We start from the raw sequence: 19,678 nt of genomic DNA, 5'->3' as shown, positions 1-19,678 counted from the left end.
ATCCCATCGCTACCGGCACGGCGGCTCGTACGACAACTTGGGCAGGTACTCATGCCACCTGTCCCGCGTCAGTACGCCCTGCGTGGTCGAGCACACGTGGCTGATCGCCTGGTCCACATCGAGGTTCCACAGCCGGACGGTGTCGGTGCCGCTGGAGACGCCGAGCATATGGCTGGCGGGGCTGAACGACAGGAAGTTGCCGGTCTTGGCGTTGGGGCTCATCGCCTGGCCGATCGCGGTGGCGTCGGAGGGGTCGGAGACGTTCCACAGCCGGACCGTGTTGTCATTGCCGCCGCTGGCCATATAGCGCCCGCCCTTGCTGAACGTCAGCGACACGACCGACTCGGTGTGCCCGGTCAGGGGCGCGCCCCGCTCGCTCGCCTCGCGCGGATCGCTGACGTCCCACAGCCGTACGGTGTCGTCGTCACCGCCGCTGGCCAGCGTCTGGCCGTCCGGGCTGTAGTCGAGCGCGTTGACGGGCCCGGTGTGCCCGGTGAGCCTGGCCAGCGTCCTGGGCCGGGCCGGCTCGGTCACGTCCCACAGCCGGATCGTGGAGTCCGCGCTGCCGCTGGCGAGGCTGCGGCCGTCCCGGCTGAACTCGAGGGAGTTGATATAGCCGGTGTGCCCGGTGATGGGGGCGCCGAGCGGCTTCACATGGGCGGGGTCGCTGACGTTCCACAGCCGGATGGTGCGCTCGTCGTAGGCGGTGGCCAGGGTGCGCCCGTCCGGGCTGTACGCCAGCGCGTCGGGGCCCATGAAACGGGTGCGCAGGAAGATGGGGGAGCCGTAGGAGACGGGGTGGGCCGGGTCGCCGACGTTCCACAGGCGCACGCTCTGCTCGCCGGTCGTCACCGCGAGAGTACGGCCGTCGGGCGAGAACACCTGGGAGCGCTGGCCGGTGTCCCCGGGCAGGAACGGCTCGCTCAGCGCCACGGGGCGGGCCGCGTCCCGTACGTCCCACAGCCGGATCGCCCCGTCGCGCGCGGCCGTGGCCAGCACCTTGCCGTCCGGGCGGAACGCGCCGTTCCCGCCGATCATGTCCGAGGTGGGGATCGACCACAGGCGCACCTTGCTGTCGCCGTTGCCGGTCGCGAGCGTACGGCCGTCCGGGCTGAACCCGAGCGCGTACATCTCCCCGCTGGCACCCGCGAGGGGCTCGCCGACCTGCGAGGGATACGCCGGGTCGCTCACGTTCCACAGGCTCGCCGTGCTGTCCGCGCTGGCGGCGGCCAGCATGGTGCCGGCCGGGTTGAAGGCCACCGACCAGATGGGGCCGGTGTGCCCGGTGAGCGGGGCGCCCAGCTGGCTGCCGTGGCGCGGGTCGGAGACGTCCCAGAGCCGGATGCTGTCGTCGGCGCTGCCGCTGGCGAGGGTGCGACCGTCCGGGCTGAAGGCGACGGAGTGGACCAGGCTGGTGTGCCCGGTCAGCGTGCCGAGCTGCTTCGGGCGGTCCGGGTCGGCCACGTCCCACAGCCGGATCCGGTCGTCGTCGCCCCCGGCCGCGAGCGTGTCCCCGTCCGGGCTGAACGCCACCGACCGCACGGCGGCCTCGGCGCCGGTCAGGGTCACGCGGGTCTTCGGCCGCTTCGGATCGGCCACGTCCCACAGCCGTACGGTGCGGTCCTCGCTGACGGAGGCGAGGCTGCGGCCGTCGGGGCTGAACGCGACCAGATAGATCGTGCCCTTGTGCCCGGTCAGGGGCGCGCCGATCGGCCGGGGCCGGCCCGGGTCGCGTATGTCCCACAGCCGGATCGTGCCGTCGTCGGCCGCGCTGGCCAGGGTGTGGCCGTCCGGGCTGAAGACGGCGCTGCTCACCCAGCTCCGGTGCCCGGTCAGGGGCTTGCCCAGGGGCCGGGGCCGGTCCCGGTCGGAGACGTCCCACAGCCGTACCGTCCGGTCGTAGCTGGCGGTGGCCAGGAGCTTGCCGTCCGGGCTGAAGCTGGTGAGGTAGACGGCGCCGGTGTGGCCGCGCAGGGGCGTGGCGAGCGGCGCGTTCACGATGGAGATCAGACGGCTGGTGGCGTTCTCGTCGTCGGGGCGCAGCCGGTGGGCCACCAGGTCGAGCTGGGCGGACAGCGACGGGTCGGTGTACTGGAAGCGGTCGGCCTCGGCGAGGACCTGCGCGAACATGGCGTCGTTGCGCTGCTGCCAGGCGACGACCGCCGCGCCCACGGCCAGCATCGCCAGCGCGACCAGCGCCGCGACCGCACTGCGCATGATCCACACCGTGCGCCTGCGCAGCCGTACCGAGGCGGCCAGGAACTCCACCGCGCCACGGGTGAGGAAGGTGCCCCCGGCCGAACGCGCCCAGTTGTGCGCCTGCTCCAGGCGGGAGCCCCGGTACAGCAGCGACGAGTCACGGTTCGAGCCCTCCCAGGCCTGGCCGTCCTCCTCCAGCCGCTGGCGCAGCAGATTGCCCTGCCGGTCCTCGTCGATCCAGTCCCGCAGCCGGGGCCAGGCGTGCAGCAGCGCCTCGTGGGTGATCTCCACGGTCTCCGCGTCCAGCGTCACCAGACGCGCCCGCACCAGCGCTTCGAGGGACTCCTCCGTCTTGCCGGGGTTCGTCGACTCCGCCGCCAGCTGCCGTCGAGTCCCGCGCCGCCGGGTGGCCATGGTGTCCTCGCCGAGGCGGACCAGGCGTAGCAGCAGCAGCCGGGCCGCCGAGCGTGCCGCCGGGTCCAGGCCGGACCAGGCCCGCTCGGCGGTGGCGGCGACCGCGCCCTGGATGCCGCCCGCCGCGCGGTATCCGGCCACCGTCAGCCGGCCCGACCTGCGGCGCTGCCAGGTGGCGAGCAGGGCGTGCGACAGCAGAGGCAGGGCGCCCGCGTCATGGGTGCCGCGCGAACCGTCGGCGCTCACCTCCCGCACGATCAGCTCGGCCAGGCCCGGCTCCAGTTCGAGCCCCACGGCCTTGGCCGGACCGGTCACGGCCTCCCGCAGCTCGGCGGTGGTCAGCGGGCCCAGCACCATGTGCCGGTGCTGGAGGGCGTCGGCCAGCTCCGGGTGGGCGAGGCACTGCTCGTAGAAGTCGGCGCGGATGCCGAGGACGACGAGGACGGGCGGCGGGTCGCCGGGGTCGGCGGGGGTGCAGGCGGCGTTCAGGAGCTGGACGAAGGTACGGCGGTCCGATTCATCCGGGCAGAGGGTGAAGGTCTCCTCGAACTGGTCGACGATGAGCACCGGCGGGGCGCCCGCGGACGCCTCGCGGCGGGCCCAGGCGGCGACGGCCTCCCGGGTGGCCCGCACGAAGTCGGCGCACGGCTCGTCCGCCTCGACGCCCTCGGCCTCGCCGCGCCGGTCGGGGCCGGCGGAGGCGATGACGTCCGCGAGTTCCGGAATCCGGCGGCTCACCTCCGCGAGCGGATCACCGCCCGGCACCAGCTGGACGACCGTCCCGTCCCCGCCGCTGTCCCCGCCCAGCGCGCCGCCGCGCAGGGCGGGCACCAGACCGGCGTTGAGCAGGGAGGACTTCCCGGCGCCCGAGGCGCCGACCAGCATGACCAGGCCGCCGCTCTTCTCCACCGCGTGGAGCTGGTTCACCAGGGACTCGGTGCTGCGCTCCCGGCCGAAGAACCAGCGGGCGTCCTGCTGCCGGTAGGAGGCCAGTCCCCGGTACGGACACACCCCGCCGGACACCGCCGGCGCCTCGACCGGAGTCTGCTCCTCCTCTTCCCCGGAGGTCGCCTTCTCCCACAGCCGCTGCCAGTGCCCGAGGTCGTAGAGCCCGGCGGACACCGGCGTGGGCCGCTCGCGCCGCGCCTGGGGGATCAGGACATGCAGGACGGCGGACAGGGCGGCGAACTGGGCGGGTACGTTCTTCGCCCGGCGCCAGTCGCTGATCCGCTGGGCGGAGACCCGTACCGGACGGCCCCGCTCGTCGACCCGGTGGAGCCGGACGACCGCCTCGGACACGCTCTTCAGCGGAGGGTTGCCGGCCTCCTTGTACAGCAGCGCGAGCCGTTCCGCGAACGCGGTGCGCGCCGACGAGTCGGAACTCAACTCCACTCCTCCACTCGGGTAGGCCGCGCCATGGACATCCGGACCGGAAAACTCACCCTATACGGCTGACCTGCGGTTAAGGGTGCCTCCGGAGACCGGAACCTCCTCCCCGGCACCCTCGGCTGGCAGGATCACGACGCAAGTGCGCAGCTCCCGCACCCCGCTCAGGCAGGCCACAAGACCGGAGCTCGGAGACACCACTCATGGCGCCGCACGTTCTCGGCCACCTTTCGCCGGATCCGCTTCCGAAGCAACCACGAGCACATCACGCGGCCCCCGTCCTGCTCGATCCGTTCTGACCCGCCGGCCCACCGGCCGACAGGTCGAGGATCGACTCCGCCCCGCCGTTCGGCACCGGTCCCCACGAGGGGAGGGACCGGTGCCGGACGATGCGGTCGGCTCCGCCGGGGGAGCGCCGTGATGGGTTGTTGTTCGGCTGCGGTGCCGTTGTGGCTGATCGCGCCCACGCAGCGGAGCCGCAGATCGACACAGCCCCGCGCCCCTGCCCGGCGCGCACGAACGGCGTAAAGCTGTGATGGTGGTGTGGGGAAACCCGATTTCGAACTGCATCCCTGATCCCGCAGGGGGTGAACGGTGGTGGCAGCGAGTGTCGATCCGCTCGGGGACCCCTTCCTGCGCACCAGGTTCGCGCTGCCGGCCCGGCCCGCCACCTTCCTGCGCCGTGAACGTCTGGTCAAACATCTCGACCAAGCCCTGCTGACCCCGCTGACGATGGTCAACGGCGCCGCCGGCGCCGGCAAGACGCTGCTGGTCGCCGACTGGGCGGCCGACCTGGGTCAGCCCGTCGCCTGGCTCACGCTCGACCCGGCGATCCAGGGCCCCGGGATGTTCTGGGCGTATCTGCTGCAGGCCCTGCGCACCAGCGGAGTCCCCGTCGACGACGACATCGGCTTCCCGGCCGACGCGGGCCGGGTCAGCCACACGCTGCTGGCCAGGCTCGCCGCTTCCCTCGCCGACCGTGACGGCGGCCGCGTGGTGACCGTCGTCCTCGACGAGTACGACCGGGTCAGCTGCCCGACGGTCTCCGAACAGCTGGCGTTCGTGCTTCACCACGCCGCGCCGGGGCTGCGCCTGGTCATCGTCACCCGGACCGAGCCCCTGCTGCCGCTGCACCGCTACCGCGCGGCCGGCGCGATGACCGAGATCCGCAACGCCGAGCTGGCCTTCACCCCCGAGGAGACGGTCGCGCTCCTCGAACTGCACGGCCTGCGGCTGCCCGTGCCCGCCGCGGACGCCCTCGTGGACCGCACCGGCGGCTGGGCGGCCGGTCTCAGGCTGTGCGCCCTGGCCGCGCGGCAGCGCCCGGACCCGGAGGCGTATCTGAAGGAGTTCGAGGCCGGGCACAGCGCGGTCGCCGACTTCCTGCTGGCGGAGGTCCTCCAGCGGCAGCCGCCGCCCACCCAGGACCTCCTGATGCGGGTCAGCGTCCTGGAGCGGTTCTGCGTGGGCCTGGCGGGCGAGCTGACCGGACGGACCGACGCCGAGTCCATCCTCGCCGGGCTGCATCGAGAGAACGCGTTCGTGGAGGACCTCGGGCACACCTGGTACCGGCTCCATCCGCTGTTCCGGGAGATCCTCCGCGCCCATCTGCGCGAGCGCCACGCGGACCTGGAACCCGAGCTGCATCTGCGCGCCGCCCGGTGGCTGGGGCGGTCCGGGCTGCTGCCGGAGATGCTGGCGCACGGCGCCGCCGCGGGGGAGTGGGACTTCACCGCCCGTGCCCTCGTCGACGACCTCGCGATCGGGCAGCTCTTCACCGGACTGCGCTCGGACGACCTGACCGAGCTGTTCGCCGGTATGGGGCCCGAGCCGGCCAGCCCCGCCGCGGACCTCGTCCGTGTCGCCCGCGACCTGTCCCACTGCGACCTGGACCCCGCGCTGGCCCGCCTCCACCACGCCGAGGAGCGGCTGACCTCCGACGACACCGACGACACCGAGGCCGCGGGCCGGCTGAGCTGTGCCCTGCTCCAGGCCCTGGCGGCCCGTCTCGCGGGGTCGCCGAAGCGCGCGGAACAGGCCGTACGGGCAGCCCTTGAGCTGGAGCGGGAGGTTCCCGCCCAGCTGCTGGAGAAGCATCCGGAGCTGCCCGCGCTGCTGCTGACCCACCTGGGCTCGGCCCGGCTGTGGGCGGGGCGCTTCGAGGACGCGCGGGCCGCGCTCGGCACCGTCGCCGACAGCACCGCCGGTGCCGCGACGGCGCTGCCCCGGGAGGAGTCCCTGGAGCATCTGGCGCTCATCGACTACCTCGACGGCTGGCCGACCCGGGCGGAGCGCAAGGCCGTCGCGGCGATGACCGAGACGGAGCGGTTCAGCCTGCCCCGGGCGTCCGTCTCCGCGCTCGGCCGGCTGGTCCTGGCCGCCGTCGCCGTGGACCGCAACGAACTGGCCGAGGCCGAGGCCCTCCTCGACGAGGCGAACGAGTCCGCGCCGCACGACCCGGTGACCGCCGCGGGCCGCGCCATCGCCACCGCCCGTCTCCTCCTGGCCCGCGGCAAGGCACGCGCCGCCCTCGCGGCCACCGAACGGGCCGTCACCGCCGACACCGCCTCCCCCTGGGAGCGCGGCCACGCCGCGCTGATCGCCTCCGCCGCCCACCTCGCCGAAGGCCGCCCCGACGACGCCGCCGAGGTGCTGCGGCCCGTGGCCGGCGAGCAGCCCACCTGCGCGGTGGGCGCGGCGCGGGCCCATCTCGCGGCGGGCGACGCGGACACCGCCCTGGAGCTGCTCGACGTCATCGGCGCCGAGGCGGACACCGGCCCCGCGGTGCTCGTACGGGCCACCCTGCTCAGGGCACAGGCCGCGCACGAGGCCGGTGACCTCGCCACCACCCGCCGACTGCTCGCCCGCGCCCTCACCGACGCCCGCCGGGAACGGCTGCGGCTGCCCTTCCTGGAGGCCGGTGCCTGGCTCGGGCCGTATCTGGCCGGCGCACCGCTGCGGGAGCTGGCCGCCGGGTGGTTCATGCCGGGATCCGCGAGCGGCGAGCCCGCGCCGCTGATGGTGGAGCACCTCAGCGGACGGGAACTCGATGTGCTGGAGCGGCTCGCCCAGCTGATGTCGACCGAGGACATCGCCGCCGACCTGTACGTCTCCGTGAACACCGTGAAGACCCACCTCAAGAGCGTCTACCGGAAACTGTCGGTCAACCGCCGCGGCGACGCCGTACGGCGAGCCCGCGAGCTGCATCTGCTGTGAACCGGGAGCGTCGGGTGCGGCGGCGGGCGAACGCCGACTACACGGGCGGTGTCTACGGCTCCATGCTCGCCGCGTCGGTGGTGATCGGCGCAAGTGCCCAGGAGCCCTCGCCCCGGCTGGAGCTGTTCCTGCTGCTGCTCGTCACCGGCCTGGTGTTCTGGGTGGCCCATGTGCACGCCCAGCTGTTCGGCGCCCGTATGACGGAGTACGGCGGCCTGGACCGCCGCACCGTGCTGCATGTGTGCCGCGACGAGTGGCCGATCGTCAACGCGTCCGTCCCGCCGGCCCTCGCCGTGGCCGTCAGCCCGCTCCTCGGCCTCGACCTGCCCGCGACCGCGTGGCTCGCGCTGTCCGTGGCCGTCGCCGGGCAGGTCGGCTGGTCGGTGGCCGCGGCGCGGCGGGCCGGTGCCTCGCGCGGTCTGATGGCCATCAGCGCCGCGGTCAACCTGGTGCTGGGGCTGCTGATCATCATCTTCAAGTTGATCCTCACACACTGACCGGGCGGCGGGGGCCCGGTGGCGGGTCACCTGTGCAGGGTGAGGTGCGGGCCTTTCCCCGGGCGGGACGATGAAACCCAGCAGGTCTGCCGGCGTCGGGATGGCGGGAGGGCAGCACATGCGCTACGAGATCCGCGTCGAGGGACATGTCTCGGAGACCCTGGCCAAGGTCTTCCCGGAGCTGGATCACGTGGTGATGTCCAGTCAGACGGTCCTGTACGGGCCCGTCATCGACGAGGCCCATCTCTACGGCCTGCTCGCCCGCTGCCAGTCGCTGGGTCTGAGGGTGCTGGAGATGAGGCAGCTCCCCGATTGACCCGTTACCTGTTTACCTCTTGGGTCACAGATCGCTGGCCCGGACCCGCCCCGAGCGGACGGCCTCGCCCAGCGCCTCGAAGTCCCGCTCGTTCTGATCGGCGTAGGCCTGCGCGAACTCGGTCAGCGCACGGTCGAAGCGGTCGCTGCCGCCGAGATAGGCGGCGAGGGCGACGGGGTCGCCGGAGCGGGCGTGGGCCCGTGCGAGGCTGCCCCCGCACAGCTTGCCGAACAGGCGCAGCATCGCGGGGTTCCAGGTCTCCGGCCGTGCGATGCCCTTCCAGTCCCGCAGCTGACGTACGTAGAAGTCCCGGTCGCGGCCGTCGAGGCCGCTGACGATATGGGTCCAGCCCAGGAAGATGTCGCTGGTGGTCTGGATCAGCCGCTGTCCCGTCACCACACGGTGGCCCTGGTTGTCGAAGTGCACCCGGCCGCCGGTGTGCGCCGCCAGCACCGACTCCTGGGCCTCCTTGGCCTGGAGCAGCAGGGGATCGTCGTCGTCCCGGCCGAGCAGCAGGATGATCCAGCAGCGGGTGCCGACGCTGCCGACGCCCACCACCTTCCGGGCCACGTCCACCAGGTGGTAGTGGCTCAGCAGGTGCCGGCGCTCGGACGACAGGGTCTTCATGTACTCCTCGAAGACGGTCTGGAGCTCCTTCGCCTCGTCGCCTGCCGAGGAGTCGGCCATCAGATCCCTCAGCGGGGTGATCAGCGGCGGGTCGGGGGCGATCAGGCGGCCCTCGGGGCCGAGCCGGGTGAGCTTGGCGAAGGCCTGCATGTGCGTGCGGGTGCGTGCCTTCGCCGTGGCCTCGGCCGTGGCGCGCCTGGCCTTCTTGCTCATCGACGACGCCATCAGCTCACGCATGTGGTCGGCGTCGTCCTGCGCGTACCAGATGTCCAGGGTGCGCATGCCGGCGAACTCCCGCATCCGCGTCCGGTACGCCTCCACGCACTCCGCGACGGCGGCGTCCTGCTCGGCGCTGGAGAACCCGTTGGCACGGGCGGCGATCACGAAGCTGGCCGCCAGCCGTTTGACGTCCCACTCGAAGGGACCGGGATGCGTCTCGTCGAAGTCGTTGATATCAAAAACCAGATGCCGCTCGGGCGAGGCCAGCAGCCGGAAGTTCAGCAGATGCGCGTCCCCGCAGAGCTGTGTCGTCAGACCCGAGTCGGGCAGTCGCCCCAGATCCATCGCCATGATCGCCGCGGCACCCCGGTAGAAACGGAACGGCGACTCCAGCATGCGCCCGTACCGGATCGGCACCAGCTCCTTGACCCGGGTCGCCGACTGCCGCTCGATCACCCCGATGGGATCGCGCCGGTCCGCCCCCACCTCATACCGCCCATGCCCGGACCGCGACACCCGCTTCCGGGCCCCCCTCCCATACGCCGCCCTCTCCTCCGGCGCCGACGAAGCCGTGAACGCGCTCGGTATCGACATGGCTCACCCTCCACCTCCGGCCGACAGCGACCCTGCAACCACCGACCCCTTCCCCGCCCACCTCACCGCTCCCACCACGTACGCGGATCACCCGTCAGGGGTGAGCTGGCGGGCGGGGCATGCGTGATCGTGCCGGCGCTTCTCGGCGTCCGGCTTCATGGGCACGGACGGTTACTGGTGCGGGTGACCCAGCCCCGGCCCGATGGCCACCGGCACTGGTGCGGTCACCCGTCAGACGGCGGTACGCGTGAACACGCGGCCTCCTCCCAGCCGCCGGCCCCTCGGGCCACCCGCACCGGCGCGGCGGCCCGCGTCAACCAGCCGTTCCCACCACCCCACGCGGATCACCCGTCAGGGGTGACCCGGCAATCGCGATCGCGCGGGACTCTGGGGCCGTGAGGGGCCGTATGCCGTCCCGTCGGTGGTTCGGTGGTGGTTGGTCGGGTTGCGTGAGGAGGAGCCATGACCGTGTCGCGTGATTCGGGGACCGGCACCGGGTCCGATCCTCTGGCCGACGGGACGGTTCCCACCGGGGAGCAGGATGCCGAGCGGTTGCTGGCGCAGCTCGGGAGTTCGTGGTTGTGGCTGCTGGGGTCGGCTGTGGCGACGCTCGTGCCGGGGATTCTGGCGCTCGTATGGCCGGATGTGACGCTGCATGTCCTGGCGGTGATCATCGGGCTGTATCTGCTGGTGACGGGTGGGTTCCGGTTCGTGGCCTCGTTCGCCCGGGAGCAGGGCGACCGGCATCTGGGGCTGCTCGCGGCGGCGCTGTACGTGCTCGCCGGGGTGCTGTGTCTGCGCCATCCGCTCCAGACGATCGCCGCGCTCTCCCTGATCGTCGGCGCGGTGTGGGTCGTCACCGGGATGTTCACCGCCTGGACGGCTCTCGCCGCGAAAGGGCTTCCGCATCGTGCCTTCGTCCTCGGCGCCGGGATGCTCGGCGTCGTCGCGGGCATCGTGGTGCTGGCCCTGCCCAGCCAGTCCGCCGTCGTACTGACCCGGCTCGTCGGGCTGTGGCTGCTGCTGCTCGGACTCGCCGAGCTGGGGGTCGCCTTCGCCTGGCGGTCCGCGCTGCGCCGGGCGCGCTTCACCCGCCCTGGGTGAGGCCGTTCCCGTTGAGCATGCGCACGCTGAAATCGGCGGGAACGGCAGCCGAGTCCCCCGCCCTGGACGGAGGCAGACGATGAGCACGCACACGTACCTCGCCTACGACTATCCGCTGCTGAGCATGTTCTGGACGCTGCTGTGGTTCTTCCTGTGGGTCATGTGGTTCGTCCTGCTCTTCCGCGTCATCGGCGACATCTTCCGCGACGACAGCCTCAGCGGCTGGGGCAAGACCGGCTGGCTGGTCTTCTGCATCGTGCTGCCGTTCCTCGGCGTGTTCGTCTACCTCATCGCCCGCGGCCGCGACATGGGCCGGCGCGAGATCTCCCACGCCCAGGCACAGCAACGCGCCTTCGACGACTACATCCGTGACACGGCCGGCAGCAAGCGGTCCAGCGCCGAGGAGCTGGCCAAGCTCTCCGAGATGCGCAGCCACGGCGACATCACGGACGACGAGTTCCGCCGCGCCAAGGAACTCGTCCTGAGCGGCGCGGGCCCCTCGGCCCGCACCTGAGCACGGACGACAAGGACCGGAACACAAGGACCGGAGCAACCGGCAACACGCACAAGGAAACGAGGCACCATCATGGTCACTCCACAGACCAGGCAGGCCCATGAGGCGAAGTACGCCTGGGCCGGGGGCCTGACGGTCTTCGCCGCCGTCATGCTCACCATCGCCGGGATCATCGCCGTGTTCCGCGGCATCATGGGCATCGCCGAGGACGACGTCTTCGTCGCCACCCGCAACTACGTCTTCGAGTTCGACCTGACCGGCTGGGGCTGGGTCCATCTCATCCTGGGCGCGGTCGCCGTGATCATCGGCATCGGCCTGTTCCAGCCGGCGATGTGGGCCCGGGTGGGCGGCGTGGCCATCGCGGGGCTGATCATCATCGCCAACTTCCTGTCCCTGCCGTACTCCCCGGTGTGGTCGGTCGTCATGATCGCGATGTCCGGGTTCATCATCTGGGCGCTCTGCGTCAGCCGGAAGGAAGACTTCCAGTCCTAAGGAAGACTTCCAGTCCTAGGGCCTGTCCGCCGGGGCCTGTCGGCCTGATCCGCCGGACAGGCCCCGGCGCGCCGCCCGCCCGCCGGACGAGGAGGGGCCGTGGACCCGTACCCGCCCATCGCCGAGCACGGCATGGTCGGCGATCTGCAGACCGTCGCCCTGGTGTCCTCGGCGGGAACGGTCGACTGGTGGTGCACCCCCCGCTTCGACTCGCCCAGCGTCTTCGCCTCGCTCCTGGACCGTGAGCGCGGGGGCCACTGCCGGCTCGGCGCGGAGCTGCCCGAAGACGGCATGACGGTCCGTCAGCTGTATCTGTCCGACACCGCCATCCTCATCACGCGGTTCATGGCCCCGGGCGGCGTCGGCGAGGTGGCCGACTTCATGGTGCCCGTCGAGTCGCCCGTCGCCACCGACCGGCACTCGCTGGTCCGGGTCGTCAGGGTGGTCCGCGGCAGCCTGCCGTTCGCCTTCGCCTGCCGCCCCCGCTTCGACTACGGCCGTGCCCCGCACACCCTGACCCGGCAGGGCGACCACTCCGCCGTACTGCACGGCCCCGGCACCGACCTGCATGTGCGCACCACCGGCGACTTCACCCTGGACGCCGACGGCGACGACGTCACCGCCCGCTTCACCCTCGACGCGGGACACATCGCCGCGGTGGTGCTGACCAGCGCCAGCGCCAGCACTAGCGCCAGTACGGCACCCGCCCCTCCCGAGCCGACCCTGGACGGCGTCGCCGCGCAGTTCGAGAGCTGCCGCTCGTTCTGGCTGTCCTGGCTGCGCTCGTGCACCTACCGGGGCCGCTGGCAGGACATGGTGAACCGCTCGGCGATCACGCTGAAGCTGCTCACCTACGCCCCCACCGGGGCACCCGTCGCCGCGGCCACCATGGGCCTGCCCGAGCAGATCGGCGGCGAGCGCAACTGGGACTACCGCTACACCTGGATCCGCGACGCCGCCCTGTCCGTACGGGCCCTGATCGACCTGGGTTTCCAGGCCGAGGCGTACGCCTTCCGCCACTGGCTGCGGGACCGTATCGAGGCGGGCGGCACCGCTTCCGGCGACCCCTTGCAGATCATGTACCGGGTCGACGGCGAACCCCACCTCAACGAGGAGATCCTCGACCATCTGGAGGGCTACCAGGGCTCACGGCCGGTCCGGGCCGGCAACGCCGCCGCCGGGCAGCTCCAGCTCGACATCTACGGCGAGGCCGCCGACGCCCTGATCGTGGGCCATGACGTCGGTGCGCTCCGCGGCTGGGACGCGCTGAGCGGCGTACTGGACTGGCTGTGCGACCACTGGGACCGGCCCGACGAGGGCATCTGGGAGACCAGGGGCGGGCGCGAGAACTTCACCTACAGCCGCCTCATGACCTGGGTGGCGTTCGACCGCGGCATCCGCGCCGCCCTCTACTCCTCCCGCCCGGCCGACCTGGAGCGCTGGACCGCGGCGCGGGACGCGGTATTCCGCCAGATCGTCGAACGCGGCTGGCACGACAAACGCCAGGCGTTCGTCCAGCACTTCGACACCGACGTCCTGGACGCCTCGCTGCTGCTCATGCCGCGCGTCGGCTTCGTCTCCGCGCACGACCCGGACTGGCTCAGCACCCTCGACGCGATGGAGAGCGAGCTGGTCAGCGACAGCCTGGTCTACCGCTACGACCCGGCGGCCTCCCCCGACGGGCTGCGCGGCTCGGAGGGCACCTTCAACCTGTGCAGCTTCTTCTATGTGGAGGCCCTCGCCCGCAGCCACCGGCTGGGCCAGGCCCGGTACGCCTTCGACAAGATGCTCACCTACTCCAACCATGTCGGCCTGTTCGCCGAGGAGATCGGCCCCTCGGGGGAGCAACTCGGCAACTTCCCCCAGGCGTTCACCCACCTCGCGCTGGTCACCGCCGCGATGGCGCTGGACGAGGAACTGGGCCGCCAGGGCGGCTCGCCGGACATGACGCGGCAGCGGTATCCGGTCGTGCGTGGCTTCGGCGGGCCGGCCGGTCCCAGGGGCGGCTGAGGTGAGCGATCCCCTGCACCCGCCGGCCGCCGCTCACTGCCGCTGCGTACCCTGCCCCTGCCCCTGCCCCGTCGTCTCGTCCGTGCCCGGCGTCACGGTCTCCCCCTGGATCACCCGGGGCTCGGCCGCCCCGTCGTCCTGATCCTTCATCGCCCGGGACTCGGCCTTGAGGATGCGTGCCGACTTGCCCGCCGAGCGGGCCAGTTCGGGGAGCTTCTTCGCGCAGAGGACGGCTATGACGACGATGAGGATGATCGCGAGTTCGCTCATTCCGAACATGGGGTCCTGTCCTCCTGGTGAGCTGGGTGCTGGGCCTCAGTATGCGGTGGGCCGGGTCAGACGTTGACGCCGAAGTCGGCGGCGATCCCGGCGAGGCCCGAGGCGTAGCCCTGGCCGACCGCGCGGAACTTCCACTCGGCGCCGTTGCGGTACAGCTCGCCGAAGACCATCGCCGTCTCCGTCGAGGCGTCCTCGGACAGGTCGTAGCGGGCGAGCTCGGCGCCGCCGGCCTGGTTGACGACCCGGATGAACGCGTTGCGCACCTGCCCGAAGCTCTGCCCGCGGTTCTCGGCGTCATGGATGGAGACCGGGAAGACGATCCGGTCGACATCGGCCGGTACGGCCGCGAGGTTCACCTTGATCGCCTCGTCGTCGCCCTCGCCCTCACCGGTGAGGTTGTCGCCGGTGTGCTCGACCGAACCGTCCGGGCTGGTGAGGTTGTTGTAGAAGACGAAGTGCCGGTCGGAGGCGACCTTGCCCGAGGCGTCGAGCAGCAGCGCCGAGGCGTCGAGGTCGTAGTCGGTGCCGGTGGTGGTGCGCACGTCCCAGCCCAGGCCGACCAGGACGGCGGTCAGACCCGGCGCCTCCTTGCTGAGTGAGACATTGCCGCCCTTGGACAGGGAAACTCCCACGGTTGCACTCCTTTTGTGCGCGGTGATGGCGTACTCCTGAAATCTACAGCACTGTAGAAGAAGGGGAGGGTGCCCCCCATTCCTTACGATGTATCGCTCGATGGATCGCGCATGACGGGCAGGCCTGCGGAAGGGAGACAGGGCATGGCGGATCACCGGCAGGGTTCGCGGCGCCGAGGGCAGGGCGAGCTGGAGGCCCTGGTCCTGTCCGCGCTGGGGGAGGCCGAGGGTCCGGCGACGGCGGGCTGGGTGCAGGAACGGCTCGGCGGGGACCTCGCCTATACGACGGTGATCACCATCCTGACCAGGCTGCTGGCCAAGGGCGCCGTCACCCGGGAGCGGGCCGGCCGCTCCTTCGCCTGGACGCAGGCCTCGGATCAGGCGGGGCTCGCGGCGCACCGGATGCGCCGGGTGCTGGACGCCGAGAGCGACCGGGAGGCGGTGCTGGCCAGCTTCGTCACGGGACTCGGGCCGGACGACGAGCGGCTGCTGCGGGAGCTGCTGGGTCAGTCCCGGGGCGAAGGGGAAGACTGACGCCTCATGGGGGTCTTCGTCTTTCTGCCGCTCGTCCTGCCACTCACGGCCTGGCCGATCGCCCGCCTCGCCGAACAGCATCTGCATCCCCGCACCGCGACCCGGCTGCTCACCGCCGTCGCCGCCGTGATGGCGCTGTGCAGCACGGTCTGCCTGGCCCTGGTGATGGTCGTGGGCACCGCCCAGCTCCCCGGCAACCCGCTGCCCGACGGCTGGTCGGACCCCGAGGTCAGGGCGGCGGTGCCGTTCGACGAGGTCGTGGGCAAGGCGGCGATCCCGGCGCTGTGCGCGGTGGTCGTGGCCTGCGCCCGCACCCTGTGGCGGCACGCCCGGGTACGCCGCCGGGCCCACCGGGCGCTGGCCGGGCTGCCGGAGACCGGGGTGGCCGTACTCCCCGACACGCTGCCGTACGCCTACGCGCTGCCCGGCGGCCGCCGCGACCGGGTCGTGGTGACGACCGGCCTGCTGGACCACCTCCAACCCGCCGAACGCCGGGCCCTGTTCGCCCACGAGCGGGCCCATCTCGCCGCCCGCCACCACCGTTTCCTGCTCGCCGTCCAACTGGCAGCGCGCGCCAACCCGTTCCTGCGTCCATTGCGTACGGCGGTGTCGTACACGGCGGAACGCTGGGCCGACGAGGAGGCCGCCCAGGCGGTCGGCAGCCGCCGCACGGTCGCCCGCGCGATCGGCAGGGCGGCACTGGTCTCCCGGGGTGCCCCGGTCGCGACCCTCGCCGGCTTCGCGGCGCCGGGCCCGGTCCCGCGCCGGGTGGCCGCGCTGCTCGGACCGGCTCCGGTGGTGCGGCGCTGGCCGTCGTTGTTCACCGCGGTGGGGCTGGCGGCGTGGTGCGCGGCCGCCGGGACGGCCGTATCGGCGATGTCGTCCGCGAACGCGGCGGTGACGATGGTCCTGATCCTGCATGCGGCGACGCCCTGGTGAGCGGGCTGGTGACGGCGGACGGACGGCGCGCGGCCGTCCGTCCGCCAAGTCCTCAGAGGTCGAACTCGTGCGGCGGCAGGCCGAGCGCGTAGCACGCCTCGCGGACGATGGCCTGCTCGTCCTTGTCGAAGTCGCCGTCGGCGCCGCCGATGACGATGCCGATCTGGATGACGGCACGTGCCTCGGCGGGCTTCTTCTTCGCCTTGGCGACCTCCTGCATCACGCTCACCTTGCCGAAGTCGAAGTCGGTGGTGAGCCGGTCGAGGTTCTCCTCGAAACGGCGGCGCAGATCGTCGGCGGGGAAGTTCTGCAGCACCTCGTTGGTGGCGATCAGTTGGGCCACGCGCTGCCGCTCGGAGGGGTCGACGGTGCCGTCCGCGGCGGCGACGAGCGCGCACATGGCCATGCTCGCGTCACGGAAGGCGCCGCTCTTGAGGTCGTTCTTCCTTGCCACCAGCTGGGTCTGCATCGTCGATGCGGACTCCTTGATGCGGTCCCACAGGGCCATGAGAACTCCATACGGTCGGTAGCTTCTACAGCACTGTAGAAGCTACCAGGTGTGGGCTCACTCCTCGCCCTCCTCCCCATGGCCGTGCGGCGCCCGGTGCTCTACCAGCTGTGCGATCCCGACCACCTCCAGGCCGGCCGGGTGGCCGGATCATGGGCTTGAGTGAGGGCTCGCCGGTGTGATTAGGGTGCGGGCAATGTTCCGCGCAGACGCCACACCGGCACCTCCCGCCCCTGCCGTACCGGAGCAACGGCGGGAGCAACTGCCGCCGGCCCCGTCCCGGGACCCCTTTCTGGACAACGCCAAGTACCTGGCGATCGTGCTGGTCGCGGTCGGCCACGCCTGGGAACCGCTGCGCGAGGGCAGCAGAACCGTCACCGCGCTCTACACCTTCGTCTACGCCTTCCACATGCCGGTGTTCGCCGTGGTCTCGGGCCATCTGTCCCGCGGCTTCGAGCCGACCCCGAGAAGCCTCGGCCGCCTCCTGACCGGGCTGGCGATGCCGTACGTCGTGTTCGAGACGGCGTACACCGTCTTCACCCGCTGGACCAGCGACGACCCCGACCGCCCGATCACCCTCCTCGACCCGCTGTATCTGACCTGGTTCCTGGCGGCCCTGTTCGTCTGGCGCCTGACGACCCCGATCTGGGAGTCGCTGCGGAGCCCCCTGCCGCTCGCCCTCACCATCGCCGCCGCGGCGAGCCTCTCCCCGTCCATCGGGGACGACCTCGACCTCCAGCGCGTCGCGCAGTTCCTGCCGTACTTCGTGCTGGGCCTGTGTCTGAGGCGCGAGCAGCTGCGACCGCTGCACCGCCGGGAGGCCCGCCTGCTGGCCGTACCGGTCTTCGCGTGTGCGCTGCTGCTGGCGTACTGGGCGGTCCCGAGGATGAACTACGCCTGGTTCTTCCACAACGACAGCGCGACCTCCCTCGGCGCGCCCGCCTGGTCCGGCCCCGTCATGACGCTCGCCACCTTCGGCTGCTCGGTCACCCTGGCCGCCTGCTTCCTCGCCTGGGTCCCGCGCCGCCGCATGCGCTGCACGGTCCTGGGCGCGGGCACCCTGTACGGCTATCTGCTGCACGGGTTCATCGCCCAGTGGGCCGAGTACGCCGACTGGTACGACGCCGACTGGCTCCGGCGGCCGGCCGGCGTCCTCGCGGTCACACTGATCGCCGCCGCCCTCATGACGGCGCTGTGCACCCCTCCCGTACAGCGCGCCTTCCGCCGGGCCTTCGCATGGCGGCCCGGCGGTCCGGATCAGGTCACGTCGACGTAGTCGCCGGCGGGTGTGGCCGCGGGAGTGGTGGAGGTGCCGGCGAACGTGAAGCGGTAGTAGCCGTCGGCGGTGGCCGTCACGGTGCCGCTCAGTCCGCCGGTGCTGCTGGTGGTGAGGGTCTTGAGCGTGGTGTAGGTGGTCGAGTTCTTGGGCCGGTACTGGAGTTTGACGCTCTGGCCGCTGTAACCGGCCCACTTGTGGCTGTCCCAGTTCGCGCGGGTGAGCGCCCCGGTGACCGTGATCTTCCTGCCCTTCTTCACGGGCTCGGGCGAGGCGTTCACGGTGAGCTTCGAGGCGCGCTGCACCTTGGTGCGGGCGTAGTCGTAGGCCGCGGTGTGCGTCCGGTCCCTGCCGTAGGCCCAGGCGGCGATGTGCCAGGAGCCGGCCTGCGCGTTGGAGACCACGTTGGTCATGTCGCGGGTGTCGGCCTTCACCTGGAAGTTCATCGAGCAGGTGGTCGTGGTGCCGCTGGTGGTGCACCGCGGGACGTCGTACGACAGGTACCGGTCGGCGTCGGCGTAGCTCGCGCCGTGCCACAGGTTGACCGACGCGGTGGAGACGCCGCCCGTGTACTTGGCGGTGATCTGAGCACTGAAACTGGTGACCGCGGTGGGGCCGACCACGATGTTCCTGCCCTTGTTGACGACGACCTTGGTGATGACCGGTGCGGCCTCCGCGTGGGCGGACGGGGAGCCGACGAGGGTCAGCAGCAGGGCAGCGGTCGCCGTTCCGGCGGCAGCGGCGGCACGTGTGCGCATACGAGTCCGTATCGAAGCAGGACGACACCGGCCGCCGCCTGGGGCAGCCGGAGCCGTACGGGTGACGAGTTCATGCCCTGAGACTCGTGTGGTGGGGGAGAAGTTGTACGCGAGTAGTTGTACGGGAGTCGCCGCTGCCGCCGGACTCGCCTCGTTGGTCCCGGATCACCTCAGTAGTTCCTGTAAAGGACGCCCGTTCGGTCAATTCCGGCTGCCAGGCGAGAGAACAGGCCACATGCCGTCCTCTCCATGTGCCGGGACACCGCTCGACGGCAGCATGGTCAGGCGTTTTTCGAACGGCGCGCCGCGCCACGGAACGACATCGTCGGGGGTGCTGGTGAATCACGTGTGGCCGCCGTCCACCTTTCTCGGCCGGTTGCGTCATGCGACACGTGACGAACTCCTGGGGCAGGGCACCCCGATCACCTATCCGCCGCACCGGGCGCTGCTGCAACAGGGCGACGAGAGCCGGCACGTCCTGCTGATCACCAGTGGTGTCGTGAAGGTGGTCGCCAGCGCGGAGAGCGGCTACGACATGCTGCTCGCCGTCCGGATAGCGGGTGACCTGGTCGGCGAGATGGCGGCCTTCGAGGAGCGCCCCAGGTCCGGCACGGTTCTCGCGTGCAGTGATGTGACGGCCCGGATCATCCAGGTGCGGGCCCTGGAGGCCTTCCTCACCCGCCACCCGGACGCGATGCGGGCCATCCTGCACATGCTGAGCGCCCGGCTGCGCTGGGCCAACCGGCGCCGGATCGACTTCCGGGCCTACGACTCGCTGACCCGGCTGGCCCGGGTCCTGGCCGAGCTCAGCCAGGCCTACGCCCAGCCCCTCCCGGACGGCGACGGCAAGCGCTGCGACCTCGGTGTGACGCTCACCCAGAAGGAACTCGCGTCGCTGGCCGGCCTGGCCCTCAACACGGCCGAAAAGAATCTGGCCACCCTGACGACCATGGGGCTGGTGGAACGGCGCTACCGCACCATAACCATCTGTGACGTTCCGAAACTGCTTGAATTCGCCAAAGTCGTTGCCGACAACCCGTATTGATACGGGATCACCTCACCCGCTCTCTCCTAGCCTCTCGGGCACGCGCTTCGTGGGCAATGTCTGCCCATGGCCTGCCCAGAGAGGAATGATCGGGTGGTTGAGTGGGCCGGGTTCCATCC

17 protein-coding genes are annotated in these 19,678 nt (G+C 71.6%); 11 read left to right on the top strand and 6 right to left on the bottom strand.

What is annotated here, in order from left to right; all coding sequences use genetic code 11:
• Window positions 1–9: 9 nt before the first annotated feature.
• Window positions 10–3,999 (bottom strand): nSTAND1 domain-containing NTPase, encoded by a 3,990-nt coding sequence (locus tag IE325_RS35710; RefSeq protein ID WP_373315278.1) that lies wholly within the window; start codon window positions 3,997–3,999, stop codon window positions 10–12.
• A gap of 597 nt (window positions 4,000–4,596) precedes the next feature.
• On the opposite strand from IE325_RS35710, the gene IE325_RS35705 reads away from it, so the two are divergent.
• The 3 genes from IE325_RS35705 to IE325_RS35695 all read left to right on the top strand — a co-directional run bounded on the left by IE325_RS35705 (window position 4,597) and on the right by IE325_RS35695 (window position 8,028).
• Entirely contained in the window at window positions 4,597–7,215 is a 2,619-nt protein-coding gene (locus IE325_RS35705) for a winged helix-turn-helix domain-containing protein (RefSeq protein WP_229912251.1), read from the top strand.
• Complete coding sequence (locus IE325_RS35700) at window positions 7,212–7,712, top strand: hypothetical protein (RefSeq protein ID WP_190074302.1); 501 nt, start codon at window positions 7,212–7,214, stop codon at window positions 7,710–7,712. Before IE325_RS35705 ends, IE325_RS35700 begins: the two co-directional genes overlap by 4 nt.
• Before the next feature lie 118 nt (window positions 7,713–7,830).
• Entirely contained in the window at window positions 7,831–8,028 is a 198-nt protein-coding gene (locus IE325_RS35695; protein WP_190074301.1) for a DUF8691 family protein, read from the top strand.
• Between the two features lie 24 nt (window positions 8,029–8,052).
• Here the strand turns inward: IE325_RS35695 and IE325_RS35690 are convergent, their stop codons facing one another.
• Entirely contained in the window at window positions 8,053–9,468 is a 1,416-nt protein-coding gene (locus tag IE325_RS35690) for a DUF2252 domain-containing protein (RefSeq protein WP_190074300.1), read from the bottom strand.
• A 462-nt stretch (window positions 9,469–9,930) separates the two neighbouring features.
• Here IE325_RS35690 and IE325_RS35685 point away from each other — a divergent pair, with 462 nt between their 5' ends.
• The 4 genes from IE325_RS35685 (at window position 9,931) to IE325_RS35670 (ending at window position 13,588) form a co-directional block, all read left to right on the top strand.
• Window positions 9,931–10,572, top strand: coding sequence for an HdeD family acid-resistance protein (locus tag IE325_RS35685; RefSeq protein ID WP_190074299.1), 642 nt, complete (start codon window positions 9,931–9,933; stop codon window positions 10,570–10,572).
• A 79-nt stretch (window positions 10,573–10,651) separates the two neighbouring features.
• Entirely contained in the window at window positions 10,652–11,086 is a 435-nt protein-coding gene (locus IE325_RS35680) for an SHOCT domain-containing protein (RefSeq protein ID WP_190074298.1), read from the top strand.
• 72 nt (window positions 11,087–11,158) lie between these two features.
• Window positions 11,159–11,578, top strand: coding sequence for a DUF7144 family membrane protein (locus IE325_RS35675; protein WP_190074297.1), 420 nt, complete (start codon window positions 11,159–11,161; stop codon window positions 11,576–11,578).
• 99 nt (window positions 11,579–11,677) lie between these two features.
• Window positions 11,678–13,588 carry a glycoside hydrolase family 15 protein gene (locus IE325_RS35670; RefSeq protein WP_190074296.1) on the top strand — a complete coding sequence of 637 codons (1,911 nt, stop codon included), beginning with the start codon at window positions 11,678–11,680 and terminating at the stop codon, window positions 13,586–13,588.
• A gap of 33 nt (window positions 13,589–13,621) precedes the next feature.
• Here IE325_RS35670 and IE325_RS35665 read toward each other — a convergent pair whose 3' ends face one another.
• Both IE325_RS35665 and IE325_RS35660 read right to left on the bottom strand, forming a co-directional pair.
• Window positions 13,622–13,867 (bottom strand): twin-arginine translocase TatA/TatE family subunit, encoded by a 246-nt coding sequence (locus IE325_RS35665; protein WP_190074295.1) that lies wholly within the window; start codon window positions 13,865–13,867, stop codon window positions 13,622–13,624.
• Between the two features lie 56 nt (window positions 13,868–13,923).
• Window positions 13,924–14,499, bottom strand: a complete 576-nt coding sequence (locus IE325_RS35660) for a TerD family protein (RefSeq protein ID WP_190074294.1) — start codon at window positions 14,497–14,499, stop codon at window positions 13,924–13,926.
• A 144-nt stretch (window positions 14,500–14,643) separates the two neighbouring features.
• On the opposite strand from IE325_RS35660, the gene IE325_RS35655 reads away from it, so the two are divergent.
• A complete protein-coding gene (locus IE325_RS35655) occupies window positions 14,644–15,033 on the top strand; it encodes a BlaI/MecI/CopY family transcriptional regulator (RefSeq protein ID WP_190074293.1) in 390 nt (129 codons plus the stop codon).
• 6 nt (window positions 15,034–15,039) lie between these two features.
• Window positions 15,040–15,972, top strand: a complete 933-nt coding sequence (locus IE325_RS35650; RefSeq protein WP_190074292.1) for a M56 family metallopeptidase — start codon at window positions 15,040–15,042, stop codon at window positions 15,970–15,972.
• 52 nt (window positions 15,973–16,024) lie between these two features.
• On the opposite strand, the gene IE325_RS35645 is transcribed toward IE325_RS35650, so the two are convergent.
• The gene (locus IE325_RS35645) at window positions 16,025–16,480 is read right to left on the bottom strand and encodes a tellurite resistance TerB family protein (protein WP_190074291.1); all 456 of its coding nucleotides are present in this window, start codon (window positions 16,478–16,480) and stop codon (window positions 16,025–16,027) included.
• A 196-nt stretch (window positions 16,481–16,676) separates the two neighbouring features.
• Here IE325_RS35645 and IE325_RS35640 point away from each other — a divergent pair, with 196 nt between their 5' ends.
• On the top strand, window positions 16,677–17,756 hold the full coding sequence (locus IE325_RS35640) for an acyltransferase family protein (RefSeq protein ID WP_190074290.1): 1,080 nt from the start codon (window positions 16,677–16,679) through the stop codon (window positions 17,754–17,756).
• Here the strand turns inward: IE325_RS35640 and IE325_RS35635 are convergent.
• Window positions 17,738–18,514: a calcium-binding protein gene (locus IE325_RS35635; protein WP_190074289.1), complete on the bottom strand. Its 777-nt coding sequence runs from the start codon at window positions 18,512–18,514 to the stop codon at window positions 17,738–17,740. The genes IE325_RS35640 and IE325_RS35635 overlap by 19 nt on opposite strands.
• 376 nt (window positions 18,515–18,890) lie before the next feature.
• Here IE325_RS35635 and IE325_RS35630 point away from each other — a divergent pair, with 376 nt between their 5' ends.
• Window positions 18,891–19,559, top strand: coding sequence for a Crp/Fnr family transcriptional regulator (locus tag IE325_RS35630; protein WP_190074288.1), 669 nt, complete (start codon window positions 18,891–18,893; stop codon window positions 19,557–19,559).
• Window positions 19,560–19,678: the final 119 nt, after the last annotated feature.

This window comes from Streptomyces lanatus (assembly GCF_014655715.1).
Taxonomy (GTDB): Bacteria; Actinomycetota; Actinomycetes; order Streptomycetales; family Streptomycetaceae; genus Streptomyces; species Streptomyces lanatus.
This window is presented reverse-complemented; position numbering and strand designations above follow the sequence as displayed.